This is a genomic window from Pontibacter oryzae, assembly GCF_003576375.1.
Taxonomy (GTDB): Bacteria; Bacteroidota; Bacteroidia; order Cytophagales; family Hymenobacteraceae; genus Pontibacter; species Pontibacter oryzae.
Map to the genome: position 1 here is coordinate 155,818 of NZ_QWGE01000004.1, position 24,455 is coordinate 180,272.

The 24,455-nt window shown below is 48.1% G+C and carries 22 protein-coding genes, 4 tRNA genes and 1 riboswitch; of the genes, 13 read left to right on the plus strand and 13 right to left on the minus strand.

The window, feature by feature from the left end:
* Positions 1-2: 2 nt before the first annotated feature.
* A complete protein-coding gene (locus tag D1627_RS12905) occupies positions 3-1,928 on the minus strand; it encodes a TonB-dependent receptor plug domain-containing protein (protein ID WP_119432681.1) in 1,926 nt (641 codons plus the stop codon).
* A 109-nt stretch (positions 1,929-2,037) separates the two neighbouring features.
* Positions 2,038-2,245, minus strand: a riboswitch (cobalamin riboswitch).
* 103 nt (positions 2,246-2,348) lie between these two features.
* Here D1627_RS12905 and D1627_RS12910 point away from each other — a divergent pair.
* Positions 2,349-2,948 carry a DNA-3-methyladenine glycosylase gene (locus D1627_RS12910; protein ID WP_119432682.1) on the plus strand — a complete coding sequence of 200 codons (600 nt, stop codon included), beginning with the start codon at positions 2,349-2,351 and terminating at the stop codon, positions 2,946-2,948.
* A 46-nt stretch (positions 2,949-2,994) separates the two neighbouring features.
* Here the strand turns inward: D1627_RS12910 and D1627_RS12915 are convergent, their stop codons facing one another.
* From D1627_RS12915 to D1627_RS12935, 5 genes are all read right to left on the minus strand, one after another.
* Positions 2,995-3,480 (minus strand): GNAT family N-acetyltransferase, encoded by a 486-nt coding sequence (locus tag D1627_RS12915; protein ID WP_119432683.1) that lies wholly within the window; start codon positions 3,478-3,480, stop codon positions 2,995-2,997.
* A gap of 115 nt (positions 3,481-3,595) precedes the next feature.
* A complete protein-coding gene (locus D1627_RS12920) occupies positions 3,596-4,735 on the minus strand; it encodes an alpha/beta hydrolase-fold protein (protein ID WP_119432684.1) in 1,140 nt (379 codons plus the stop codon).
* A 116-nt stretch (positions 4,736-4,851) separates the two neighbouring features.
* The gene (locus tag D1627_RS12925; protein ID WP_147383302.1) at positions 4,852-5,040 is read right to left on the minus strand and encodes a hypothetical protein; all 189 of its coding nucleotides are present in this window, start codon (positions 5,038-5,040) and stop codon (positions 4,852-4,854) included.
* Between the two features lie 17 nt (positions 5,041-5,057).
* On the minus strand, positions 5,058-5,309 hold the full coding sequence (locus D1627_RS12930; RefSeq protein ID WP_119432686.1) for a hypothetical protein: 252 nt from the start codon (positions 5,307-5,309) through the stop codon (positions 5,058-5,060).
* 267 nt (positions 5,310-5,576) lie between these two features.
* The gene (locus D1627_RS12935; RefSeq protein ID WP_119432687.1) at positions 5,577-6,764 is read right to left on the minus strand and encodes a THUMP-like domain-containing protein; all 1,188 of its coding nucleotides are present in this window, start codon (positions 6,762-6,764) and stop codon (positions 5,577-5,579) included.
* Positions 6,765-6,948: 184 nt separating this feature from the next.
* On the opposite strand from D1627_RS12935, the gene D1627_RS12940 reads away from it, so the two are divergent.
* Positions 6,949-7,629 carry a DUF4397 domain-containing protein gene (locus D1627_RS12940; RefSeq protein ID WP_233555627.1) on the plus strand — a complete coding sequence of 227 codons (681 nt, stop codon included), beginning with the start codon at positions 6,949-6,951 and terminating at the stop codon, positions 7,627-7,629.
* Positions 7,630-7,785: 156 nt separating this feature from the next.
* Positions 7,786-9,093, plus strand: a complete 1,308-nt coding sequence (gene ahcY / locus D1627_RS12945) for an adenosylhomocysteinase (RefSeq protein WP_119432689.1) — start codon at positions 7,786-7,788, stop codon at positions 9,091-9,093.
* 118 nt (positions 9,094-9,211) lie between these two features.
* Here the strand turns inward: ahcY and D1627_RS12950 are convergent, their stop codons facing one another.
* From D1627_RS12950 to D1627_RS12965, 4 genes are all read right to left on the minus strand, one after another.
* A complete protein-coding gene (locus tag D1627_RS12950; protein ID WP_119432690.1) occupies positions 9,212-9,961 on the minus strand; it encodes a LytR/AlgR family response regulator transcription factor in 750 nt (249 codons plus the stop codon).
* Positions 9,962-9,990: 29 nt separating this feature from the next.
* Complete coding sequence (locus D1627_RS12955; protein WP_158607186.1) at positions 9,991-12,960, minus strand: two-component regulator propeller domain-containing protein; 2,970 nt, start codon at positions 12,958-12,960, stop codon at positions 9,991-9,993.
* Between the two features lie 295 nt (positions 12,961-13,255).
* A complete protein-coding gene (locus D1627_RS12960; protein ID WP_119432692.1) occupies positions 13,256-14,122 on the minus strand; it encodes a hypothetical protein in 867 nt (288 codons plus the stop codon).
* Positions 14,123-14,158: 36 nt separating this feature from the next.
* Complete coding sequence (locus D1627_RS12965) at positions 14,159-15,364, minus strand: glycosyltransferase family 2 protein (RefSeq protein WP_119432693.1); 1,206 nt, start codon at positions 15,362-15,364, stop codon at positions 14,159-14,161.
* A gap of 262 nt (positions 15,365-15,626) precedes the next feature.
* On the opposite strand from D1627_RS12965, the gene D1627_RS12970 reads away from it, so the two are divergent.
* Genes D1627_RS12970 through nadD form a run of 4 tightly spaced genes read left to right on the plus strand, consistent with a single transcriptional unit; the run spans position 15,627 to position 17,693 of the window.
* On the plus strand, positions 15,627-16,220 hold the full coding sequence (locus D1627_RS12970) for a sigma-70 family RNA polymerase sigma factor (RefSeq protein WP_119432694.1): 594 nt from the start codon (positions 15,627-15,629) through the stop codon (positions 16,218-16,220).
* 28 nt (positions 16,221-16,248) lie between these two features.
* Positions 16,249-16,533: an anti-sigma factor family protein gene (locus D1627_RS12975; RefSeq protein WP_119432695.1), complete on the plus strand. Its 285-nt coding sequence runs from the start codon at positions 16,249-16,251 to the stop codon at positions 16,531-16,533.
* A 6-nt stretch (positions 16,534-16,539) separates the two neighbouring features.
* Positions 16,540-17,124, plus strand: a complete 585-nt coding sequence (gmk, locus tag D1627_RS12980) for a guanylate kinase (protein WP_119432696.1) — start codon at positions 16,540-16,542, stop codon at positions 17,122-17,124.
* Positions 17,121-17,693 (plus strand): nicotinate (nicotinamide) nucleotide adenylyltransferase, encoded by a 573-nt coding sequence (gene nadD, locus D1627_RS12985; protein WP_119432697.1) that lies wholly within the window; start codon positions 17,121-17,123, stop codon positions 17,691-17,693. Before gmk ends, nadD begins: the two co-directional genes overlap by 4 nt.
* A 142-nt stretch (positions 17,694-17,835) precedes the next feature.
* Here the strand turns inward: nadD and frr are convergent, their stop codons facing one another.
* From frr to D1627_RS13000, 3 genes are all read right to left on the minus strand, one after another.
* Positions 17,836-18,399: a ribosome recycling factor gene (gene frr, locus D1627_RS12990; RefSeq protein WP_119432698.1), complete on the minus strand. Its 564-nt coding sequence runs from the start codon at positions 18,397-18,399 to the stop codon at positions 17,836-17,838.
* Between the two features lie 52 nt (positions 18,400-18,451).
* On the minus strand, positions 18,452-19,228 hold the full coding sequence (gene pyrH, locus D1627_RS12995; protein ID WP_119432699.1) for a UMP kinase: 777 nt from the start codon (positions 19,226-19,228) through the stop codon (positions 18,452-18,454).
* A gap of 80 nt (positions 19,229-19,308) precedes the next feature.
* A complete protein-coding gene (locus D1627_RS13000; protein WP_119432700.1) occupies positions 19,309-19,809 on the minus strand; it encodes an acetyl-CoA carboxylase biotin carboxyl carrier protein subunit in 501 nt (166 codons plus the stop codon).
* 85 nt (positions 19,810-19,894) lie between these two features.
* Between D1627_RS13000 and D1627_RS13005 the strand changes: the two genes are divergently transcribed.
* The 6 genes from D1627_RS13005 to D1627_RS13030 all read left to right on the plus strand — a co-directional run bounded on the left by D1627_RS13005 (position 19,895) and on the right by D1627_RS13030 (position 24,432).
* Positions 19,895-22,438, plus strand: a complete 2,544-nt coding sequence (locus tag D1627_RS13005) for a M1 family metallopeptidase (protein WP_119432701.1) — start codon at positions 19,895-19,897, stop codon at positions 22,436-22,438.
* A gap of 152 nt (positions 22,439-22,590) precedes the next feature.
* Positions 22,591-22,673, plus strand: a tRNA-Tyr gene (locus D1627_RS13010).
* A 65-nt stretch (positions 22,674-22,738) separates the two neighbouring features.
* Positions 22,739-22,811: transfer RNA gene (locus tag D1627_RS13015), tRNA-Gly, on the plus strand.
* 108 nt (positions 22,812-22,919) lie between these two features.
* Positions 22,920-22,991: transfer RNA gene (locus tag D1627_RS13020), tRNA-Thr, on the plus strand.
* A gap of 73 nt (positions 22,992-23,064) precedes the next feature.
* The gene (gene tuf / locus D1627_RS13025) at positions 23,065-24,252 is read left to right on the plus strand and encodes an elongation factor Tu (RefSeq protein WP_119432702.1); all 1,188 of its coding nucleotides are present in this window, start codon (positions 23,065-23,067) and stop codon (positions 24,250-24,252) included.
* Positions 24,253-24,359: 107 nt separating this feature from the next.
* A tRNA-Trp gene (locus D1627_RS13030) sits at positions 24,360-24,432 on the plus strand.
* Positions 24,433-24,455 lie beyond the last annotated feature (23 nt).

Below are 24,455 nucleotides of genomic sequence, written 5' to 3' on the forward strand. Positions count from 1 at the left end.
ATCTAGGGAAGTATAAAGCGCAGGCTGAGCGTATAGCCACGCGGCGGCATGGCCCGGGCAGACATGGTCTGGTATTCAGCGTTGGTGGCGTTATCGGAGCGCAGCGAGAGCAGCAGGATGTTGGGGCCAAGCTGCAAGCGTTTGGTAAATGCCAGGTTCAGCAGCAGGAAATCGTCCAGACTGGTGGTTTCGGAGTTTGAGGTATAGCGCAAGCCGGTATAGTTTAGGGTGCCCAGTAAGCTCCATGATTTATACTTTGCCGCCGTAGAGAGAACCGCTTTGTGTTGCGGAACATACATCAGCTGCTTGCCAAGGCCGTCAGAGTTGTTTTCGTATACTTCTTTCTGTACCGAGGAAGTATAAGTATAGGCGGCGGTGCTGTTTAGTTGCCACTTGCCCCAGGTGGCAGTAGCCGACGCACTCAGCTCAAAGCCCTTGCTTTCTACTTTTTGCAGGTTGACTGGCCGCCAAGTGCCGTTACTGTTAGGCGCCCATTGTATCCAGTCGTCTAGCAGCATGTAATACCCGGTGGCTTCAGTTTGCAACAGGAGGTTACTGCCCTGCACCAGCACATGGCGCAGACCCAGCTCAAAGTTACGGCCTTGCTCGGGGCGCAGGTCTGGGTTGCCTGCATTGGCCCAAAAGCGGTCGTTTAGTGTCGGTGCGCGGTAGCTGCCGCTGGCGTTGCCCTTAAGCGATACTTGGTGCCGGTTGTTGTTAAAGAACTTCCAGTTGAAGCCGAGTGCCGGAGTTAGCGGCGGGTTATAGCCATCCACAAAAGCTTGGCGTAGGTTCAGGGAGAGTTGTAGCTGTTGCGCCGGGTCGTAGCGGAACAAAGCGAACAGAGCCGTGCGGTTTTCTTCTGCCGGCCCGGCGTAGCCATCGTTCTGCGCGGCAAAGTGCTGCATGTTTATACCCCCGCGCAGGCGCCAGCGGTTGCCGTAAGTATAGGTTTGCTCTGCCTGCAGCTGGTATGTGTTTACGTCTGATTCGGAGTCGTTGCTCAGGTCGGTAAAATGGAGGTGATCCTTAAAATAAGCTGCTTTGATATTGGTTTGCCCCAGGCTGCTTAGGTGTTTTAGCTCAGTCATCAGGCGGAGGCTTTCGTCCAGTTGGCGGGCATCGGTATCGGCAGAACCCATAGAAGGTTGCACCTCGCGGTCTGAGTACGTGTACCAGCCATGCACGGCTAGGTCAGTTTTAGGGGAGAGTTGCCAGCCAAAATCCTGGGTAAAGCCATGTTGCGCCACAGCAGCGTGTTCCTGCTTTGTTTCCGGGGTTTTAAACCTGCTCAGGTCCCGGAAAGTGAAGTTATTTTCGGCCAGCAGCCCGTAAGTACTAAGCCCGTAGCTAAACTTGCCGCTGGTATACCCTAGGCTGCCGCTACCGAAATAGCGCCCAAAACTGCCTGCTTCCAGCTTTACATCGCCTCCCAAGCCTTGCGTTTTATGCTTTGGGGAGTTCAATAGCACGGCCCCGCCAATAGCCCCGCTGCCATAGCTTGCCGCCGCCGAGCCATACTGAACCGCCACATCACCAAGCCCGCTAAGGGGTAATGTCGAAAAATCAGCCTGGCCGAGGGTGGCTGGTGCAATGTTAAGCCCATTCCAAAGCACGGCGGTTTGGCTGGCGTTTGTGCCCCGGAAACTCACCGACGAGATGCCACTGACCCCATAGCTTTTGAGGTATAAGGGAGTGCGGGCCTGCAGGGCCTCGGCCAGAGAGCCGGAACTGTACGTGCTCAGGTAGGCGCTATCGAGCTGTTCCACGTGGCTGCCGGCAGCAAAAACCTCGGCAGGCTTGCCAAAAACCTCCACGGTGCCTAGCTGTAGTTGGGTGGTGTCCTGTGGGTGTTGGGCCACAGCCTTGCCAAATGCGCAGCAAAGGCCGGCGCAGAGCCATACTTTTAAATAAGAGAAATTAGCCAAAATACGTAATGCTTACATCCCGAAGCATGCCACAGGCAGAAAGGCAGAAACAGCAAACGCAGTAGTTAAACAGCGGTGGCCGTGCAGCTTTTTACCCGAAAGCATACGACAAATTTGTGTCGGACTGGCAGGTCTCCTGGCTCTCTTCAGTTAGTCCGCCTTCCCATGCGGCAAGTGCTGCACAGTGGCCTTTGGTTATGGACTAACCCGTTTTGTGAAGATGACAGTTGCGGGAACAGCGCAGGATTTACACCTGCTTCCCTTTTAAGGTTATATCTACGGCAGTAGTTACAGCCACCAATCTGAAGGCGAAATTACGAATTAATAATTACCAATTAATAATTATTAAGGGGGAATTAGGAGAGCGAGGCTGAATGTGCGTAGACACGGTAATGATCAACTGACAACAAATAACGAAGCGTGAAACTGACAAAATCTTTTTATACCCGCCCGGATGTGGTGCAACTGGCGCAGGAGCTGCTAGGCAAGTATGTTTATACCTGTGTGGATGGCATGCTTACCGGCGGGATGATTGTAGAAACGGAAGCTTACTCGGGCGAGAACGATAAAGCCTGCCATGCCCATTTGCAACGCCGCACACAACGCACCGAAATTATGTATGCCGAAGGCGGTGTAGCCTATGTATACTTGGTATACGGTATGCATCATCTATTCAATATTATCACAAACCAGCAAGGCAGTGCCGATGCAGTATTAGTTCGGGCCATAGAACCTGAGGTAGGCATAGAGGAAATGCAGCTACGGCGCAACATGCAGCAGCTAAAGCCAAACCTTACCGCCGGGCCTGGGGTACTAAGCCAGGCATTGGGCATCAATAAAAAGCTATATGGTACCGACCTGACCGGAAGCACTATCTGGCTGGAAGACAAAAATGTGGTGCTACCTCCTGAAAGTATAGCCGCAGGCCCACGGATAGGTATAGATTATGCCGGCGAAGATGCCTTGCTGCCTTGGCGCTTCTGGGTGAAGGAAAGTAAATGGGTAAGCAGGAAGAGATAAGTATAACCAGCTAGCTAAGTATACAATGGCTAAACTGGGCAGTAGCTTAAAGTTGCTTATGCATAATGGTGATTCCGGTTTTGCCTCCCATTTTGGTATAGATGCCCCAGCTTAAATCTTTGTAAAAACTGACACGATCGGTGGCCACCAGGTATAGCTTTTTATAGCCTATTTGCCGGGCATGTTGCTCTAGAGCCTGCACCAGCTGCGGCCCTACACCCTGCCTTCGGAACCGCGGCGCTACGTACAGGGCGGCCAGCCAGGGTGTTAGGTCTGGTAATTCGCTTATGCCGTCATTTTCAATCAGTAATACAGAGCCGGCAGGTTTTTCGCCTTCAAGGGCTACTAACGTTAATGGGAAGTCCTTCTTTTCCAGGTGTTCCCGGAGCGGCTGCTTTACAACCTCAATGGTGTTGCCTGGCTTCTTCCACCACTGTTCGTAAATCCAGTTGGCTACCGTGTCGAAATGCTGCGGCACCTCATACAGTTGTTTTATTGCTATCTTATCCATACTTACTAAGCGTGTTGTCATACGGGTGCATGGTGTGGAACTAGCCTAAATAAACATTTAATATAAATTATATTTGATAAAGTATAAAAAGATTGGGCGTAAAATATGTGAGGATTGATGTGTGTTATGGTAACTGCTACTTCTTTACCGGAAATACAAGCTTTAATGCCCTTGGTGTGCGCTTAGCCCAAGCTGTTTCGGAGTGTTTGGCGTTTGGGTCTTTTACGAAAACATAATCCTGACACTTGTTGCGGAGTGCCTGCAGCATTTCATCAATACCAGGTTGCAGCTGCGCTTCCAGTTCTATTCCGCCATTATCAATGTATAAATACAGTTTCTTTCTTGGGCCCTTATATGACAGTACATCGTCTACGTAATCAATCTTCTGGATTTTAAAGGCCGGCGACATGCAAATAGCCTTTGAGAAAACTTCCGGGTGCTCCCAGGCCAGCATGAACGAAATGGTGCCACCTGCCGATGAACCTCCTGTTGCAGTATACTTGCTTTCTGGTTTTGTGCGGTAAGTTTTATCTATAAGTGGCTTTACAGTGTTCATTACAAAATCCATATAGGCGTTGCCTTTATCACCCGGAATATACTCCTGCATGCGGTCAGCGTTGTTATAAATGCCCACAATAATGACAGGTTCCATCGCTCCAGCACGGATAAGGCTATCGGCAGTTTCATCTATGCGCCAGTCTAGACCAAAAGAGCTGGTAACCGGGTCGAAGATGTTCTGGCCATCATGCATATACAGGACTGGGTAGCGCCGTTTAGTATGTTGCTCGTAACCAGGCGGTAACCACACTATGAGGTCTCGGGCAGGTAAATTTTGGCCATTGCCTACGCTTCGGTGATATATTACGCTGCCTGTAATGCCGCCTTTAACGGGTATGGTCTCACCATTTCGCCAATAGCTTACCTGGTCTTGGCGTACCTGGTTCGTTGTAGCCTCGGCGCTAAAATTTGGTAGCGGCCTGCCAGTGCTGTCGGTAGCCTCTCGCTGCCAACTGCCCAATGTATACTTATACTCCAGGTGAGCAGTGGACTGGACAGTAATTTGCTTTTGCCATTTATTTGGGCCGTTGCGCTCCATTTTTACTTTGTTCGGGCTCCAGTCGCCGAGCTGCGGAGCGTTACCTGTAATATAAACCTGCGCCGAATCGGGTAAATTAGGTGCATGAAGCTCAAAGCTGATATTTACTGTAGCAGTATGTTGGGCGAGGCAGGCCAGCGCGGGTGCTAGAAACAGCAGTAGCGAAAATAGAGTTCTCATAGTGGTAGCACAAAGTATGGTCAGGGCTCAAGTTAAGCAGAAATATACAAACGCTTAACGCAAAACAGCCACAACACGAAGTGCCATGGCTGTTACTATACTTTTAGCTTGGAGGTTTAGCGATTGTGCTTTTTACTTTCCCTTTCCTGCTCGTTATCGGTGCGGCCTTGCGGCGTTTGCTTTCCCGTGAGCTTGGTACCAGTGGCGTCGCGCTCCAAGCTGTTAGATATGTCCTTGCTATTGCCTTTGTTTGTGTCGGTCAGCTCAGACGAATTCTTTTTATCTTGATCTTTCATTGTCTTCATAGGTTAAGTTATAGTTGCTACTCATCAGTAGCGCTTTTGTTTGCTTTGCCCTCAGCCGGGACGCTTTGCCAGCCTTTGCCGCTCTCGTTCTTGTTCTGGGCGCTTGGCTTAGCTACTGATTTGGACTCGGTGTTCTGGGCTTGCGGAGTCGTGTTCCTCAGCGAGGCTTCCACAGCTAGGCGGCTACCTTTCTTGCCCGCCTCATAGGATTTTTCAGGGTTGCTTGCAAAACCATTAAACTCCCAGTTCTTGTTCTTTTCTCCTTTCATCTGCTTTCGTAGTTTTTAGGTGAAACAATCGGGCTTAACATTGAGGCCCGCTTATGGGTGTACGATAGCTGGTGATTGATGTTCAGGTGATTGGTAAGCGTGTCTTCTTCTTGCCACGTTCAGGGACTTTATCTGTTGATGTGCTGCCAGCGCCATTGCTACGCACTACCAGTTTGCCGGATTTTAGGGTATGGGAGGCTTCGCTAATAACCTGCAGGGGGGCTGGCCGGTTTTATCCTTATCGTTTCTCATGGCTGCAAAAGGGGGCTAAGCCTTTTGGCAGATCAGCACAAGGGGTTTCTGGTGCATATCCGTGGTAAAGAACAGATATATATGGCCTCCCTCTTTAACGCCGGTTTTTTTGCGGATATCAGCCACAGACTCCGGAAAGTTACGCACCGTAATATTGGCTTTCTTAGCAGGCAGGTGGCGAAGCAGCTCTTTCTTGTTGTAGCGGCTCACCGCAAGGCATTTAAAGCTGCGCCCCGGAAAGCTTGGCAACAACTGGCCGGAAGTATAAAGGTGGCTGTTTGGGTGTAACTTGCCAAGTTGCAGCTGCTGCCCCAGGTAGCGGTAAGCGCCTGCCTTCAGTATGGCCGCGTTGGGCTCATAGATATACTCCAGCGGATCAGAGTAGTCTGGTTTTGCCTCCTCTTCCTGTTGGCGGCTAAAGGTAAGTTGCTGGTCTGTACTATTCGGCAGTAGGTTAACGGCAGTAACCGGCACAGCCTCCGGAGCCGGCGCCACAGGCTTTAGCAAGTACAACACCTCTTTCACCTCGTTTTGCAGCGCTACTACCCATACATGCACCACCTGCCCAAGCTCCTGAAGTGCCTGCTCAATATCTAGCATCGGAGAGGTTTTCAGCAAGACGGCATTAGCTTTCTGGAACAGCAAAGGCAGCAGGTGCAGCACATCGGGCTCACAGTCTTGCAGCAAGTGCAGCTTTTGGTCGTGGTTGCCGCGGCGGGCGGGGTCTAAGTATAAAATATCGGCTGTGCCTTCAAATGTCTCTAAAAAAATCTCGGCAGTGCTATGCATACTTTGGATGTTGGCGGCACCAAGCAGACCGAAGTTATGCATTGCTGTTTCCTGCAGCTCCGCGTTCTGTTCCACGTGTATCACCTGCTCAAATTGGCGGGCAAAGTATAAGCTATCCACCCCAAAACCTCCGGTCAGGTCTACCAGCAGTTTACCGCTCACCAGGCTGGCTTTGTAGGCGGCCGTAACCTCTGACGAGCTTTGCTCTACAGAAAGGGCCACTGGAAAAACCGCCTTTGGGTTTGCCACCCAGGTTGGCAACTTCAGCGCGGCTTTTTGCCGGGCTTTAATCTGTTGCACAAGCTCCTGCATAGGCAGTTGCGGGTAGCGCCTTGCTTGCAGCATCAGTCGGGCCACATCATGATGTTGGTGCTCAAGGATAAATTCCTGCTCTTGTGTAGTAAAATGGCGCATAGCAACTGTAGAGGATAGCGTTGGGCAAAGATAATCATTTTAAAAAGAGCGAGTAAGTGTAGATATGTATGTATAAATATTTGTCTAATGTTATTTTTAAAAATTTAAACAAAAATTATAATTGCCAGTTAATCAGTCATCTAGCATATTTTTAACATTAAATAATTTAGCTATGAAAAATTGGATGAAAATCGCTTTACTGGCCGTACTGCCAACTATGTTCCTTGCAAGTTGCGACGATGACGATGACATTGACCTGCGTGTTGATGAGGCTAACGTGATGGTAGTGCATGCGTCGCCAGATGCCCCGGCCGTGGATCTGTATGTGGATGATGCGAAAGTGAACAGCGCTGCCCTGAACTACCCCAACAACACGGGCTATCTGGAAGTTGATGCCGGCGAGCGCAACTTTAAAGTAACCGCTGCCGGCGCAGGGCTCAGCAGCCCGGTAATCGATGCCGATGTAACACTCGAGAAAGACAGAAGCTATACCGTTTTCGCGGCGGATATGCTAAGCAGTATCACCCCTGTGGTGCTGGAAGATGACTTAACCATACCTGCCAGTGGCAAAGCGCATATACGTGTGGTACACCTTTCGCCGGATGCGCCCAACGTTGACGTAGTGGTCCAGAATGGCCCGGAGCTTTTCTCTGACCTTGAGTTTAAAGAAGCAACTGCCTTTACGCCTGTAGATGCCGGAACCTATACTATAGAAGTACAACCCGTTGGTACGGATGTAGCCGCCATTACTGCTACCCTGACACTAGAGGCCGGCAAGATTTATACGGTATTTGCCAAAGGCTTCCTGAACCCACCATCCGGAAACTCTAATAGCTTGGATGCGGAAGTGATTGTAAATAAATAGCTTTCTGCTCTCTATTGCTAAATGCAGCGCCTGTTAAACGTTAACAGGCGCTGTTATTTTAACAACTGGCCATGCCAGGCAGCCTAGCAACTAGTTTGTATTGAAGAACTGCAACAAAATGCGTAAATTCGTGTTTTATTTGAAAAAACGAGAAAAATGGTAGAGACATATCTAAAGTACAAAGTAAAAGATATTTCGCTGGCTGACTGGGGCCGCAAGGAGATTAGACTGGCTGAGGCCGAGATGCCAGGCTTGATGGCTATCCGTGAGGAGTTTGGCCCAAGCCAGCCGCTGAAAGGCGCGCGCATTGCAGGCTGCCTGCACATGACGATCCAAACAGCCGTGCTAATCGAAACACTGGTTGCGCTGGGTGCTGAGGTTACCTGGTCATCGTGCAACATCTTCTCAACACAGGACCACGCCGCCGCCGCCATTGCTGCTGCCGGTATCTCGGTTTACGCCTGGAAAGGTATGACTGCCGAGGAGTTTGACTGGTGCATCGAGCAAACGCTTTTCTTCGGTGAAGATCGCCAGCCACTAAACATGATCCTGGATGATGGCGGTGACCTGACAAACATGGTTCTAGACCAGTATCCGCAACTTGCCACAGGCATTAAAGGCCTTTCAGAGGAAACTACCACTGGTGTGCACCGCCTGTACGAGCGCATGAAAAATGGCACGCTTCCTATGCCAGCCATCAACGTAAACGACTCTGTAACCAAGTCTAAGTTCGATAACAAGTATGGTTGCAAAGAGTCTTTGGTAGATGCTATCCGCCGTGCCACTGACGTAATGATGGCCGGTAAAGTAGCCGTAGTAGCTGGTTATGGTGATGTTGGAAAAGGCTCTGCCGCTTCGCTGCGTGGTGCTGGTGCCCGCGTTATTGTAACCGAGATCGACCCAATTTGCGCCCTGCAGGCTGCTATGGATGGCTTTGCTGTGAAGAAAATGGTTGATGCCGTAAAAGAAGCTGACATTGTAGTAACAGCAACTGGTAACAAAGATATTATTGGTGAGCGCGAGTTCCGCCTGATGAAAGACAAAACCATCGTTTGTAACATCGGCCACTTCGATAACGAGATCGACATGGCGTGGCTCAACAAAACGTATGGCAACACAAAAGACGTTATCAAGCCGCAGGTAGACCTTTACAACATCGAGGGCAACGATATCATTGTACTTGCTGAAGGCCGCCTGGTAAACCTTGGCTGTGCCACTGGTCACCCATCGTTTGTAATGTCTAACTCCTTCTCTAACCAAACGCTGGCCCAGTTGGAGCTTTGGACTAATGCAGGTGCTTACGAGAACAAAGTTTATACTTTACCAAAGCACCTGGATGAGAAAGTGGCCCGCCTGCACTTGGGTAAAATAAGCGCTGAGCTGGATGAGCTTACGCCAGAACAGGCAAGCTACATTGGCGTAGAGGTTGAAGGACCTTATAAGCCTGAGTATTACAGATACTAATCTGCGCAAAAATAAAGTATGAGAAGGGCCGATGCATTATAGCATCGGCCCTTCTTTTTTGTTGGCAAAGCCAGTTCTGATAACTTTTAATGTATAGTTTAAGCCATGTAACGCTGCGTCATATAATGTTGAATTTAGACATGAGTGCTTTCTTGTAAGACTTACCAATTGGCACATCGCCTTTAGAGAAAACGACAGAGTTCTCCTCCAATGCCTCAATTTTATCGAGGTTGGCTATGTAAGAGCGGTGTACGCGCACAAAGTTCTGCGAACGCAGCTTGTGTTCCATATCCTTTAAGGTGGAGCTTACTAAATACTTTTGGTCGGCGGTTACGATAAACGAGTAGTTATCATAAGCCTCAACCCAAAGTATATCGTTGTAGTGCACTTTTATAATGCGGTGCTTTACCTTCACAAAGATATAGTCAGAGGTAAACTCCTGGTCTTTATGGTCGGGGAGGTGCGAGCCATTGGTGGGCAGGTCGCCTTTTCGGTTATTGTCGTGCTTGTAAAGCGCGATCTCGATGGCAGAGCGCAGGCTCTTTTCATCGAAAGGCTTTACCAAGAAGCCATCTGGTTGGGTTTTCTTGGCACGGTCAACGGTTGCGTGGTCAGCATAGGCTGTGAGGTAGATAAACGGTATCTTAAACTCCTGGCGGATGCGCGAGCCAATATCTACACCATCGGCATCGCCTTTAAGGTTAATGTCCAGCAGTACCAGGTCAGGGTGCGTTTCCCGGATCATATCGATCGTATCTTCACCAGAATCTATGGCACACGTTTCATAACCTAATTCCTCCAGGCTTGCCGCAAGATCTTCCGCAATGATGACCTCATCTTCAGATATTAGGATTTTGGGTTTCGTCATAGCATTAGGTACATACGTGAAAAATTTAATTACGATGGCAAAACAAAATATAATATTGATTTTGTGCCATTTTTATTGAAAAAGCGAATGTTCCCGTCTAGCTTTTTGCTCAGCGACTGCACAAGCTTAAGTCCAAACGATTGGCCTTGTTGCTGTTTCTGGTAGAAATCTTCGGGTAAACCGTGGCCATTGTCGCTTACAGTAAGTGTGTACTGTACTTCGTCGTGTTTTACAAGCTCAATCCGTAATACACCTTGTTCGTCTTCTTGAAACGCATATTTTAAGGTATTGGATACCAACTCGTTCACAATTAAACCTAATGTTATGGCAGAGTCTATGTCTAATTTAATATTAGGTACATCCAACTCAAGCGCAATGCGGCTCATGCTTACGCCATAGGAAGCATACAGGCTCTCGCAAATTTCCAGAAAATACTCTTCCAGATCTATGTTTTCGAGGCTATCGTAGCGGTAGAGCCGTTCATGCAGCAACGACATGGAGCGCACGCGACTACGGAGGGCCTGCATCATTTCCTTGGCAAGTGGATCGGCTACGTGGCGGGCCTGCAGGTTTAGCAGGCTAATAACGATTTGAAGGTTATTCTTTACCCGATGGTGTATCTCCTGCAGCAATATTTCCTTTTCCTTGTTTTTACGTTCCAGTAACCGGGTGCGGTGGTTTACCTTCATTTCCAGCAATGTATTCATCTCTACAAGATTCTTCTCCCGGAGGCGAACGATACTTAAAACACTGCCAGCCACTAGCACCAACAACAGGCCCACAAACCACTCGCGGCGCCAGATGGGGGGTACGATAGAAAAAGTATACGTCAGTGGCTGCGGCGTCCAGTAGCCATCGTTGTTCTGAGCCATCAGTTCGAAAGTATAGGTGCCAGGCGTGAGGTTGGCATAAGAGGTAAAAGTACGGCTCGTTACCGGCGACCATTCTGTTTCGTGGCCTACTAGCCTGTACTTATACTTCACCATGTCGGGGCCAGAAAGACAAATGCCATGGAAGTTAAACGCAAGGTAGTTTTGAGAATGAGAGAGGTGCAGGTTCTCAGGCAGGCCAGTCATACTATCGGGGGTAAAGCCTAGCTCTTCCCAGTTGGTTGGCTTGGCATAGAGCATTACATCCTTTAGCACCAAATTTGGGTACACTTTGTTGCGCCGGTCCAGGGAGGGGAGGTACTTTGTAAGGCCTTTGGTTGTGCCAAACCACACTACACCATCTTTTGTAGGGAGAATGGCATTGTCGCATACTTCCAGATCTTTAAATCCATTTGAGCTGGCATAGCTTCTGTAAGTAAGCATTCCCTCTTTCTGCAGGAATGGGAGCCGGATTTTGAGTAGGTCGTTATTGGTGCTTACCCACAGGTTACCGGCTGAATCGGCTTGCAGCACCTTTACGCTTTCACTGGGTAAGCCATCATCAGAAGTATAAAGTGTAGGCTGGTCGTTCTGAAGAACTAGAATGCCCGTGTTGTAAGCGGCAAAGTATAAGTTGCCACTCTTATCTTCTGTGATAGACCGGATGTCTGGTGGGTTTAAGTCCTTTAATTGCCTTGGTCTGGTAAGTTTTCCGTTCTCGATTAAAAAGACACCTTCTTCGGTGCCCACCCATATGTTGCGTTTACTGTCTCGCTTAACGGTATGTGCATGTAATTTTCCGCCAGTATAAGGCAGTAGGGAAAGCTTTCCGTCCTGAAGAACGGCTACTCCCTTGCTGGTTGCAAAGTATAACTGGCCTTGCCTGCCTTGGGCAGCGTTATACACATCTATAGCAGAGAGGGCATCAGCAAACGTATAGTGTGTGTTGCTATCTCCGCGGATATGCCAAATGCCATTGCTGGTGTTTACCCATAAACTCCCTTTGTTCTCCGGCAGAAAGCTATAGATGGTAGTGCCATCTGGCCAGGGGCGGGAGGGCAGCCAACTAGGGATGCCATGCTTTAGCTTAGCCAACGCGCCTTCATCGGTGCCGAGCCAAATATGGCTGCTGTCGGTTTGCGCAATGGCAGTGATTCTAGGCTCTGTGTAATCAGGGAAGTCGGAGTACTTTATAAACCAAGGAGCTTTGTACTGTTGCAGGCCGTACCCACTGGTGCCGATCCATAGGTTACCCTCGGTGTCGGTGGCTAGCGCAGCAATGCGGTTAGTGCGCAGGCCGTTGTTTCGGGTTAACCGGGTAAATGTGCCTTGGCTATATTTTAGCAAGCCATTTCGGTGTAGGCCAATCCACAGGTTCTGGTAATGGTCTTGGGTAAGGCTGCTAATGTGGCTATGATTTAAACTCTTCGGAAGCGTTACTTTGCTAACGCTCCGGTTGTCTGCCAAGGCCAGGCCCAGCTCTGTGCCAATCCATACTTCCTCATCTTTACCAATTAGCAGAGCCGTTACGTGGTCAGAGGGCAGTGGGCTGTTAGCAGTAGTAAAGTTCTCGGTTTGGGTGCCGTTAATTACATATAACCCGTTTCTCTCGGAGCCAATCCATATCTCTCCGTAATTACTTGTGGCAATTGCCGTATAGCTTATGGCTGGCAGTGAGGTATACTTTAGCAGTTGGTTTTTTACAAGGGTGTAAATACCGTTATCGGTGGCTAGCCAGAGTTTTCCGGTTTTGTCCTCAGCGATAGCTGTTACAGTACTCGCCTCTAAGCCTTGCTTGCGGCCATACTTCTTAAAAGAAACGCCATTGTGCTGCACAAGGCCGGCATCTGATGTGCCGATCCAGAGGCGCTGGCGGCTATCTAAAAATAGAGTGGCAATATTGTTGCTGCCTAAGCCATCGGATTTAGTATAGGTTTTGAACTCGATGCCGTTGAAGCGGCTGAGCCCGCCACGCGTTGCCAGCCACAGATAACCTTTAGCATCCTGTTGAATAGCTACTACCTGCCCTTGTGGCAAACCTTGCTCCATCGCCCAGCTTCGGATATTGTATTGCTGCGCCGGTAACGGCAGGTTTACCAGAACGAGGCACAGCAGTATGAGTAAGCGCATAGAATACATCAAAGCTAATCCGTTTTGCCTCCGGCCAATTTGATCGGGGAGTAATAGTGCCTACGTTAAAGGTAGCATATAATTTTTCTTACGGCACGTACAATAAAAGGTAACTGATAGTTTGTTGTATTTTATTGGTGAGTTGCACACGGCAATGTGTGAACTGACCTCGATAGAAGGTCCGCATCTAAAGCACTGCGCAACAGCTGTTAGAACATGGTTTGCCTAAGCCGGTAGTGGTTCCGGAAGAAATGCTATTTCAGGAGTTTAAGAAGGTTAGGCTTAGCCGGTTTAGCTAGTTAATATAGGTTACTTCTTTGGGGGAGAATATCTTATTAAGTAGGCGCTGTAAACGCAGTTTAGTATTCTTTTCCTTCTTGATTATCGGAATTTGCTGGAAGTTAAGCTGCTTGAGGCGTGCAATGTCTTGGTCTAAAGTATATCCTTTCAATAAGGACTCTAGCAAGAAATTAGAGATGAAATCGTTCCAGCCATCTTTATTGCCCCAGTAATGGCCTATCCACTGGTCAGCAGGCTTTAAGCCAAACGTTTCATCAAGCGCAACCGAAATGGCAAATTGCTCAATCAGCCGCCTGGTTACATCCTCGCGGCACATATCATCACAAATGGACAAGGCAAGCCGAATTGCTTTCAGGTTATTTTCTTGAGGAATTGCCACAACCCCGGCGTTCCACATGGCATGCGAGGCTGTTATGGTAACCCCTCCAAAGGCGCGGCCCTGTACCTGTTGCCACATCTTTTTCTCTGTTTTGCTTTGTAATGCTGCCAGGTTGCCTTCTCTCACATGCATGCTAGCGCTTGAATGTAGCATGCGCTGGAATCCTCGGGCATCATTGTAAAGAAACGTGTCGGAATCGAGGTAGACGATGGTGCTAGCGGGTTTAGCCAAAGCAAAATGTTCTAAGGCCTTGATTTTTACGCGCCAAAAGAAGTCGTAGGGGCCTTTCCAGTCATTCAGAGTGGCTTCGGTAATTTCCACTACCTTCACATGTGCCTGCAGATGGGTATAAAATTCAGGCTTATCAGTGTACACGCTAATGGAGCTTACCTCTTCTGGCTGCGCTAAGAACGAAAGAATGCAGAAATTAGCCTGGTAATGGTTTTTGATGTTATCCCCGAAAGTTAGAAAGAGCAGATCCATGTGTTTAAGGTAGCAGCGTGAAAGTATGAAGTCCTGTTATACTTGTGTAATTCCGTTTTGCAAAAGAGCTTGGGTTATTGTCTGCCAACCGTTTGCTGTAGCAGGTGCAGGTATTTGCGGCAGCCGCAGCAAATCATCTTTCCAGAAAGCAAGGATATCCTGGCCGGCCGCCAATGGGTAAACCGAGAAAGCCCGGTAACGCACCTTTTGCTTAAGTGCCCGCACAAACTGAGGTGGTAGTGCCGTGCCAGCTTTTACTACCAGAATGTACTCGCCGTTGGTGCGCGCAATTGCATGTTGCAATTCTGTATTGGCTGGCAAAGTATAGTGCTGCAAGGTGCTAGCCGCCACAGCCGCAGGTTGGTAGAGGTGAGCTTCTTCAGAACCAAAGGATACAACCTCTACTGGCAACTCCTGCTGGCCGGCTATACTTTCGAGTGTGATGCCCAAATCCGATTGAGCGGCTCCTGGAAGTATAACCACACTCACATCTAGTGTCTGGTTGGCTTCGTGTAGTTTTATATACTTGTAGAAAGAGTTGGCAGCGTTAGTATAGGAAATACTCAGGCCCTCATAGCCATATAAAATGCCGCGCTGCAAAATATAATTCCGGAAGAAAGAGAATGCTCCCTTATAAAGGCTTTTAAAAGGTGATGACTTCTTGCGAAAGCGGTTTTCTTGGGCAAACAGCGATGTATACTTGTCAGACTTGGTAATCAACTGAGAGATAGAGTCGTAAGAGTAGTGCCGGATAATTCCGTTTAACCTTTTCACCTGCAGCCCTTCGGTGCGCACAAATTCATGTACCTGTAAGTCGGCAAAGCTGGTTTCTGCTTTGTGGTAGAGGCGCAGCACGAAATCATTATCCCAGCCGCATGCCTTGATCAGCTTTTTCCGGTAGTAGTTATGGCGCTGTATGGTATAAGCCAACTTGCTATCAGAAAGATTAAGTTGTAGGAGCTCTTGCTGTAATTCCGGCGTCAGCACCTCATCGCTGTCTATGGATAAAATCCAGTTGTTGGAGGCATGCTGCGCGGCCAGGTTTTTCAAAGGCCCAAAGCCAATAAACGGTGACCGGACTGCCTTTACGTTGGCAAACTGAGCGGCAATATCCAGGGTATCATCAGTAGAGCCGTTATCCAGTACAATTATCTCGCTAAAAGGCTGTAACGCATGCAGGCAAGCCGCCAGGTGTTTGCGGCTGTTTTTTGTAAGTATGGTTACCGAAATAGAGTTGCTCATGGATAAATTTACCTGCCCATTAGTAAAGTTGCTTCACACAAAATTACATACTTCACGGCTAAGTACTGCGAAAAAAGAAAGGAAACGTACTAAATCATCTAATCTACGTATGTACAAACTGACTTATTATTGCATACCGAGGCAGGGTAGAACTTATGGCTGCAACCCTGAAGCGGCTAGTAAGGTATGTAATTAAAATTCCTATATTTGCGCTACACGCGCGATGGAGGACTTCACTAAAGTACAAAATCCATAAAAGTAAATGAGCGAGCAGACAGGTAAACAGCTTAGTAAAGAGGAAAAGGACGCACGGTTTGAGGCGGAGTTGCTGCCCGTGCTAGACCCTCTGTACAATTTTGCCTACAGGCTCACCTTAGACGAAGACGACGCCAACGACCTGGTACAGGAGACATATCTGAAGGCATACCGCTTTTTTGACTACTTCGAGCAAGGAACTAATGCAAAAGCGTGGCTGTTCCGAATCCTGAAGAACTCATTCATAAATGAGTTTCGGAAGAAGAGCAAACAGCCTGCCAAGGTAGACTACAGCGAGGTAGAGGGGTATTACAACTCCGAAGACGTTGAAGGTGAGAGTGGAGTGGCTTCTACCACAGATATGCGCACCGAGAGTGTGCAGGATCTGATAGGGGATGAGGTGGCCAGTGCCCTGAATGCTTTGCCCGTTGACTTTAGAACGGTAATTATACTTTGTGATTTGGAAGGATTCACCTACGAGGAGATGGCCAAGATTCTTGACATCCCCATAGGCACCGTACGTTCGAGGTTGCACAGGGCCCGAAACTCTTTGAAGGAGAAGTTGGAGAAGTATGCTAAAAGCATGGGATATAACAATTAGAGACGAAATTTTAAGAGTTTGAGTAAAGATGGAAGCAAAATATACAGAAGAAGTATACCCAAAGGCACCTGATGATGCACGTACGGCCGATTGTGAACAGATATCCAACCTGTTGGATCTGATGATCGACGGCGAAGCCTCCCCGGAAGAACAGAGGTTCTTTAACCACCACATCGAAGAATGCATCAGCTGCTTCGAAAACCATCAAAAACAAAAGCTCTTGAAAGGGCTGGTAACAGGCCACCTGAAGCGCGTGATTGTACCCCAAAGCCTGGTACACTCCATTAAAGCGAAGATTCAAGAAACGTTATAACCCCTAATGCAAGGCAAAATCATTATCTTTTCGGCCCCTTCGGGCGCCGGCAAAACCACTATAGTAAAGCACCTGCTCAGCATCAATCCACAGCTGAGTTTTTCTATCTCGGCCTGCACCCGCGATAAGCGTGGCCGCACCGAGGAAAACGGCAAAGACTACTACTTCATCACACCCGAGGATTTTAAAAAGAAAATCGCAAACGATGAGTTTGTAGAGTGGGAGGAAGTATACGAGGGTGCTTTTTACGGCACGCTGAAGTCTGAAATTGAGCGCATCTGGAAGAGCGGCAAGCATGTTATTCTGGATGTAGACGTAAAGGGAGGGTTAAGTATAAAGCATTTTTACAAAGAGAGAGCGCTAGCCGTTTTTGTGAAGCCGCCATCCATTGATGAACTGGCCAAACGCCTGACAGCCCGCAACACCGATTCTACTTCTAGTATAAGCAGCCGCGTTTTCAAGGCCAAATTCGAGCTTAGCTTTGAGGATCAATTCGATACTGTGATCGTGAATGATGACCTGGACCGGGCGTGCGGCGAGGCAGAGAAGTTAGTAAACGATTTCCTTAAGTCAGAACCAGCAATAGTATGAAGGTAGGGCTACTGTTTGGCTCTTTCAACCCCATTCACATCGGCCACCTTATACTTGCCAACTTCATGGCCAACAACACCGACCTGGACACAGTCTGGCTGGTGGTGTCACCGCAGAACCCGTTTAAGCCTAGCAATACGCTGCTGCACGAGTTCGACAGGCTGCAAATGGTTTCGTTGGCGATAGCAGATAACCCGAGCCTGGGCGTGTCAAACATCGAGTTCGGTATGCCCAAGCCGAGCTACACCATCGATACGCTTACATACTTGCAGGAGAAATACCCAAGCTACGAGTTTGTGCTGATTATGGGCGAGGATAACGTGCCGCTGTTCCCGAAGTGGAAAAACTACGAGAGCATCCTCAAATATCATAAGGTATACGTGTACCCGCGTACCGGTTCTGCAACTGCTGAGTTGCCTGATATGCCCGAGGTCACTTTTGTAAAAGCGCCCATATTGGACATTTCGGCCACCTTCATCCGGAAATGCATCCGGGAGGAGAAAAGTATAAAGTACTTGGTACCGGATGCTGTGGCAGAGTACATACAAGTGCACAAGCTGTACCAGTAACCTAGACTTAAAGACGTTAGATATAAGATATTAGACAAAGAATTAACTCTTTGGTTTATAACAAAAGTGGCCCGCAATATTACTTGCGGGCCACTTTTATTTATTAGTCTAGTGTCTAAGATCTATTGTCTTACATCTAAACTTAGATCGTCATGATTTCAGCTTCTTTCTTAGCCAATAGTTCATCAACTTTAACGATGTAGGCATCAGTCAGTTTCTGTACCTTGCCCTCTGCATCACGTACGGCATCTTCGGCAGTGCCTTCTTTCTGCAGCTTCTTCAGCGAGTCATTCACATCTTTACGGATGTTACGGATGCTAATCTTGCCGTTTTCAGTTTCGTTTTTAACCTGCTTCACCAGGTCGCGGCGGCGCTCCTCAGTCAGGGCCGGGATGTTCAGGCGAACAGCATCAGCTTCCTGAATCGGGTTCAGGCCAAGGTCACTGTTTTTGATGGCCTTATTGATCTCGCCCAGCATATTTTTTTCCCAAGGCTTAATAAGCAGGGTACGCGCATCTGGCGTAGCAACGTTAGCAACCTGTGAGATCGGGGTTGGCGTGCCATAGTAATCCACGCGCAGGTGCTCAACCATGGCCGGAGATGCTTTACCAGCTCTGATTTTGGTTAACTCGCTGGCTGTGTGCTGCACCGCCTTTTGCATAGACTCTTCAGCCTCGCTTAGGTAAAACTGAATTTCTTCCGTCATATCTATTTACTTATTCTAGTTCTGAAATATTTCTGGGCAAAAATAGTAAATTTTATTTTTTATCGGATTTAGAGCCCGGCTGAATCTGATCGATTGTTTCTTTCAGTGTCTCGCCAAGGTCATCCATACTTACAAGCGTTCCTATTTGCTCCCCTTTAACCAGGCGCTGAAGGTTGCCGGCAGTATTCATGTCAAACACAATTATTGGCAAGTCGTTTTCCTTGCAAAGCGTAAACGCTGTCATGTCCATTACGTTCAGGCCTTTCTCAAATACATCTTTAAACGAGATGTTTCTGTAGAAGATAGCATCAGGGTCTTTCTCGGGGTCGGCGGAGTAAATACCGTCCACGCGGGTGCCTTTCAATACAACATCAGCCTCAATCTCGATGGCACGCAGGGATGCAGCCGAATCGGTGGTGAAGTATGGGTTGCCAGTACCTGCTCCGAAAATAACCACGCGGCCTTTCTCGAGGTGGCGCACCGCACGGCGGCGGATGTATGGCTCGCATACTTGCTGTATGTTAATGCCAGAGAGCAGGCGCGTATAAACACCCAGTTTCTCCAGAGCGCTCTGCAACGCCATGCTGTTAATGACAGTGGCCAACATACCCATGTAGTCTCCCTGCACACGGTCCAGGCCTACTTGCTCCGCCTGCACCCCTCTAAAAATATTGCCTCCGCCAATCACAACGGCCACTTCCACACCAAGGGCGGCTACATCTTTAATCTCCTGGGCATACTGTAGGAGTCTGTTAGAGTCGATGCCGTACTGTTGTTCGCCCATCAGTGCCTCGCCACTTAGCTTTAGCAAAATTCGTTTATACTTCACGGTAATTTATCTGTATAGGTTATGAATTCTTTTTACACAAAGAAGCGGCCACCGTGGCAGCCGCTCTCGCTAACAAAAATCTATTGAAAAAGGATCAGTACCTGGTTCTTTTCTACGTTCTGCCTGGTCTGCACTTTTATTTCTTTCACAACGCCCTTGCCCGGAGACTTAAGTATGTTCTCCATCTTCATAGCTTCAAGGATCATGATCGGGTCTCCCTTTTTAACCTCCTGGCCAGGCTGCACCTTAATATCAAGTATAAGGCCGGGCATAGGCGCTTTCACGTCGTTTACTTTATTGGCGTTGGCGTTGCTCATACCAAGCTTGTCGAGGAGCAGGTCGAAGCGGTCTTTCACGCTTACGGTTTGCACCGCGCCGTTGATTTTAAACGTAAACGTCTTTTCCTGATAATTGGCTGATACTACCTCCGCAGTAAATGAGCGGGCGCCTTTTATGATATGATAGGTGTTCGGGCCGATAGGGGAGATGTCCCAGTCAAAAGGAGTTCCGTTTAGGGAAATGGCATCTTTCTGAATATCAACCTGCCAAATTTTGTCGTTACCGGTTTTTACCTGGAGCATCTTCTTTTGTGTGGTTTTGACTTTAAAGTTAATGGTTTCTCAGAGTATTTTTAGAACTTCACCTCAAAATTAAAACATTCCAAGCATGAATCATAGGTTTCTGAGCATAGTGGGCCTGGCATCGGCTATGGCACTTAGCAGTGGCTGTAGTACCAATAAGGCAGTTGTAGATACAAAACCCCAAAAAACAGTAGCTACTAAGCCTGCTGCCCCTGTTGATACCACACCGGTATGGACCGCTAAAAAATATTCTTTCAACCCTTCGCGCACCAAAGAGAACGATCTGCTGCATACTACCCTGCGCATCAGTTTCGATTGGCAGAAGCAATACCTCCATGGCCTGGCAGAGATAACAGCCAAGCCATACTTCTACCCGCAAAATACGTTGGTGCTGGATGCCAAAGGTATGGAAATCCATAGCGTGCACCTGATGAAAGGCTACGATGGCACGCCACTGAAGTTCGATTACAATGGTAAAAAGCTGAATATCAATTTAGGTAAAAGCTATACCCGCGACGAGAAGTATACTTTAGAAATAGATTACACGGCCAAACCAAACGAGTTGCCAACCGGTGGCTCCGATGCCATTACCGATGATAAAGGGTTATACTTTATCAACCCGCTGGGCGATGACCCCGAAAAGCCGCGCCAGATCTGGACGCAAGGCGAGACCGAGGCAAGCTCTGCCTGGTTTCCTACCATCGACTCTCCCAATGAGCGCATGACGCAGGAGATCTACATCACTGTGGACCCTAAGTATAAAACGCTATCCAATGGCGTGTTTATGTATTCTCGCCAGAATGCGGATGGCACTAAGACAGACTACTGGAAGCAGGAACTGCCGCACGCACCATACTTAGCCATGCTTGCCATCGGGGATTTTGCCGTGGTAAAGGACAAATGGCGCGATAGAGAAGTAAATTACTATGTGGAACCAGCCTATAAAGGCACCGCAAAGAAAATATTCGGGAATACGCCCGAGATGATGGAGTTCTTCTCTAAAAAGCTGGGCGTGTTGTACCCGTGGCCAAAGTATGCGCAGGTGGTAGTCCGGGACTTTGTATCCGGTGCAATGGAAAACACCTCTGCTTCTACCTTTATGGAAGACCTGCAGCTGAACGAGCGTGAGTTGCTGGATAAAAACTGGGACGGCATTATTGCACACGAGCTGTTTCACCAGTGGTTCGGCGATTACGTGACTACTGAGTCGTGGGCTAACCTTCCGCTCAACGAGTCGTTTGCCAACTACTCGGAATACCTGTGGGCGGAGCATAAGTATGGTGCCGACGAAGCTGCTTACTTACAGTTGGATGAACTGGGGCAATACCTGGATGAGGCAACCGAGAAACGCGAGCCGCTGATCCGCTACTATTACAAGGACCGGGAGGACATGTTTGACAGTCACTCGTATGCCAAAGGAGGCCGCGTGCTACACATGCTACGCAACCTGGTGGGCGATGATGCCTGGTGGGCTTCCCTTAACTTATACTTGACGCGCAATAAATTCTCAGATGTAGAAGTAGCCGAGCTGCGGATGGCTTTTGAAGACGTAACAGGGCAAGACCTGATGTGGTTCTTCGACCAATGGTTTATGCAGCCCGGTCACCCGGAGTTAAAAGTTACGCAAAGCTATGCCAATGGGCAGTTGCAACTGCACGTAGAGCAAGTGCAGGATACGGCTTATGCACCGGTTTACCGGTTGCCACTAAAAGTTGCAGTATGGTCAGGAGGCAAGAAGCAAGTAGACCCAATCATAGTGGATAAGGCAGATCAGGCATTTTCCATTAATGTAGCCACCCAGCCAGAGCTAGTCCTTTTCGATTCCGATCAACAATTATTAGGTGTAGTGGCGCATCAAAAGTCACAGGCAGAGCTCATTTATCAGTTCAACAACGCTGGTCAGTTTGGGGCCAAGATGGAAGCACTGGCAATGCTGGAAGATCAGGTGGACAACCCACAAGTACTAACAATGTACCAGAAAGCGTTGCAAGACAAATACTGGCGCGTTAGAAGTATAGCCATAAACGCGCTGAGCAAATTAAAAGAAGGGCAGATAGCAGCTATTGAGCCAGCAATTGCCAAGATGGCCACTCAGGATGAAAAAGGGGCTGTGCGTTCAGATGCTATACTTGCATTGGCCGGATGGGACGGGAAAAAGTACCAGCCTTTGTTCGCGAAGGCTATGCAAGATAGTTCATATCAGGCAGCGGCGGCGGCTATACTTGCCTATTCCGGCACAGGCGCGACTGACACAATGGAGCGACTCGCAAAGTATGAGCGGGAGAAAAACGGAGAAATTAAGTTGGCACTGGCCACTATTTATGCGGTGCAATCCGGGCCAGAAAAGTATGATTGGTTTATAAAACAGCTCAAAACTGCTAAAGGCGGAGAATTATATTACCTGCTGCAGAGTTATGGGGCGTACCTAGCTTCAAACAGCCAAACCAACACAACAGAGGCAATCAACTTATTAGCTGACTTGGCCATGAACCACCAGTTGTACTATGTTCGGGCCGCTGCCTATCAGGCACTTATGGTGATGTCAGAGAAGCCGGAGGTGCAGCAGTTGATGGAGCAAATTAAGCAGAAAGAGAAGGACGAAAGACTGCTGGAAATGTATGGGAAATAAGCCTGTCAGAAATTTTTTAACATTTTTTTACCGGAATATTTGACTTAGAAAAAAAAGGGCTTAATTTTGCATCTCCTTAGAACGAAAAACACGGCACAGGCAGTGAAGTTCGAAAGGAAAAAGTTCTGCACACTTGATGCAAAATTAGCTACGGGGAGATTCCAGAGCGGCCAAATGGGACGGACTGTAACTCCGTTGTCTTACGACTTCGCAGGTTCGAATCCTGCTCTCCCCACTAGTAAATGAGTGAATTTTAGATAGGTTTATACTTGTTTAAAGTTCGCTCATTCAAAAATAAAAGCGGGAGTAGCTCAGTTGGTAGAGCGATAGCCTTCCAAGCTATAGGCCGCGAGTTCGACCCTCGTCTCCCGCTCTTAAAAGTCAGAAAACATATTTACTAAATGGACTGGAGAAGGAAATTCATGCAGATGAGCTTCCTTTTTAGTGTAAATAGGGTTGTAGTTTTCTGATGGATTTAAAAGCCGACGTAGCTCAGGGGTAGAGTACTTCCTTGGTAAGGAAGGGGTCGTGGGTTCAATTCCCATCGTTGGCTCACAGTCCGTTACGTGTATATTTAAAAGCGCGACATAAACTTAAACGTTTTAACCTTAATTTAATATCATACAATGGCTAAAGAAACATTTGACCGTTCCAAACCGCACGTAAATATCGGTACTATTGGTCACGTTGACCACGGTAAGACTACTCTTACAGCTGCTATCACTACTGTGTTGGCTAAGAAAGGTCTTGCTTCGCTTCGTGACTTCTCTTCAATTGACAACGCTCCTGAAGAAAAAGAAAGAGGTATTACAATTAATACTTCTCACGTAGAATACGCTACAGAAAACCGTCACTATGCTCACGTTGACTGCCCAGGTCACGCTGACTACGTGAAGAACATGGTTACTGGTGCTGCCCAGATGGACGGTGCTATCCTTGTGGTTGCTGCTACTGATGGTCCTATGCCACAGACGCGTGAGCACATCCTTCTTGCTCGTCAGGTAGGTGTACCTCAGCTGGTAGTGTTCATGAACAAAGTGGACATGGTTGATGACCCAGAGCTTCTTGAGCTGGTAGAAATGGAAATCCGTGAACTGCTTTCTTTCTACGAGTTTGATGGCGATAACATTCCTGTAATTCAGGGTTCTGCTCTTGGTGGCCTTAACGGCGATGAGAAGTGGGTTAAAACTATCGAAGAGCTGATGGATGCTGTAGATAGCTACATTCCACTTCCAGAGCGTCTTGTTGACCTTCCATTCTTGATGCCAGTTGAGGACGTGTTCTCAATCACTGGCCGTGGTACAGTTGCTACTGGCCGTATCGAGCGTGGTGTGATCAACTCTGGTGAGCCAGTTGAGATCCTAGGTATGGGTGCTGAAAACCTGAAGTCTACAGTTACTGGTGTGGAGATGTTCCGTAAGATCCTTGACAGAGGTGAAGCTGGTGACAACGTAGGTCTACTTCTTCGTGGTATTGAGAAAACTGATATCCGTCGTGGTATGGTTATCTGTAAGCCAGGTTCTGTTAAGCCTCACACTAAATTCAAAGCTGAGGTTTACGTTCTTTCTAAGGAAGAAGGTGGACGTCACACGCCATTCTTTAACAAGTACCGTCCACAGTTCTACTTCAGAACCACAGACGTTACAGGAGAGATCATGCTTCCAGAAGGCGTAGAAATGGTAATGCCAGGTGATAACATCACTATCGAGGTAAACCTTATCAACGCTGTAGCAATGGAGAAAGGTCTTCGTTTTGCAATCCGTGAGGGTGGTAGAACAGTAGGTGCCGGTCAGGTAACTGAAATCCTTGACTAATAATATGTTTCAAACCCGTTCTTGAAAAGTTTTTTAAGAACGGGTTTGTTTTCATAAAACTTATGGATAAATTTGCACTCCATTTCAAAAGTGGCGTGCATTTTTTTACGGGTGTAGCTCAATTGGTAGAGTAGTGGTCTCCAAAACCATTGGCTGGGAGTTCGAGTCTCTCCACCCGTGCAATTTTTTCACTATCTGGTAAG

Coding starts and splice junctions, on each gene's coding strand:
- nadD (WP_119432697.1), top strand. CDS start 17,121: ATGAAGGTAGGGCTACTGTTTGGCTCTTTCAACCCCATTCACATCGGC.
- D1627_RS13005 (WP_119432701.1), top strand. CDS start 19,895: ATGAATCATAGGTTTCTGAGCATAGTGGGCCTGGCATCGGCTATGGCA.
- D1627_RS12955 (WP_158607186.1), bottom strand. CDS start 12,960: ATGCGCTTACTCATACTGCTGTGCCTCGTTCTGGTAAACCTGCCGTTA.
- D1627_RS12935 (WP_119432687.1), bottom strand. CDS start 6,764: ATGCGCCATTTTACTACACAAGAGCAGGAATTTATCCTTGAGCACCAA.
- D1627_RS12925 (WP_147383302.1), bottom strand. CDS start 5,040: ATGAAGACAATGAAAGATCAAGATAAAAAGAATTCGTCTGAGCTGACC.
- frr (WP_119432698.1), bottom strand. CDS start 18,399: ATGACGGAAGAAATTCAGTTTTACCTAAGCGAGGCTGAAGAGTCTATG.
- gmk (WP_119432696.1), top strand. CDS start 16,540: ATGCAAGGCAAAATCATTATCTTTTCGGCCCCTTCGGGCGCCGGCAAA.
- D1627_RS13000 (WP_119432700.1), bottom strand. CDS start 19,809: ATGCTCCAGGTAAAAACCGGTAACGACAAAATTTGGCAGGTTGATATT.
- tuf (WP_119432702.1), top strand. CDS start 23,065: ATGGCTAAAGAAACATTTGACCGTTCCAAACCGCACGTAAATATCGGT.
- D1627_RS12930 (WP_119432686.1), bottom strand. CDS start 5,309: ATGAAAGGAGAAAAGAACAAGAACTGGGAGTTTAATGGTTTTGCAAGC.
- D1627_RS12965 (WP_119432693.1), bottom strand. CDS start 15,364: ATGAGCAACTCTATTTCGGTAACCATACTTACAAAAAACAGCCGCAAA.
- D1627_RS12915 (WP_119432683.1), bottom strand. CDS start 3,480: ATGACAACACGCTTAGTAAGTATGGATAAGATAGCAATAAAACAACTG.
- D1627_RS12920 (WP_119432684.1), bottom strand. CDS start 4,735: ATGAGAACTCTATTTTCGCTACTGCTGTTTCTAGCACCCGCGCTGGCC.
- D1627_RS12950 (WP_119432690.1), bottom strand. CDS start 9,961: ATGACGAAACCCAAAATCCTAATATCTGAAGATGAGGTCATCATTGCG.
- D1627_RS12940 (WP_233555627.1), top strand. CDS start 6,949: ATGAAAATCGCTTTACTGGCCGTACTGCCAACTATGTTCCTTGCAAGT.
- ahcY (WP_119432689.1), top strand. CDS start 7,786: ATGGTAGAGACATATCTAAAGTACAAAGTAAAAGATATTTCGCTGGCT.
- D1627_RS12975 (WP_119432695.1), top strand. CDS start 16,249: ATGGAAGCAAAATATACAGAAGAAGTATACCCAAAGGCACCTGATGAT.
- D1627_RS12970 (WP_119432694.1), top strand. CDS start 15,627: ATGAGCGAGCAGACAGGTAAACAGCTTAGTAAAGAGGAAAAGGACGCA.
- D1627_RS12960 (WP_119432692.1), bottom strand. CDS start 14,122: ATGGATCTGCTCTTTCTAACTTTCGGGGATAACATCAAAAACCATTAC.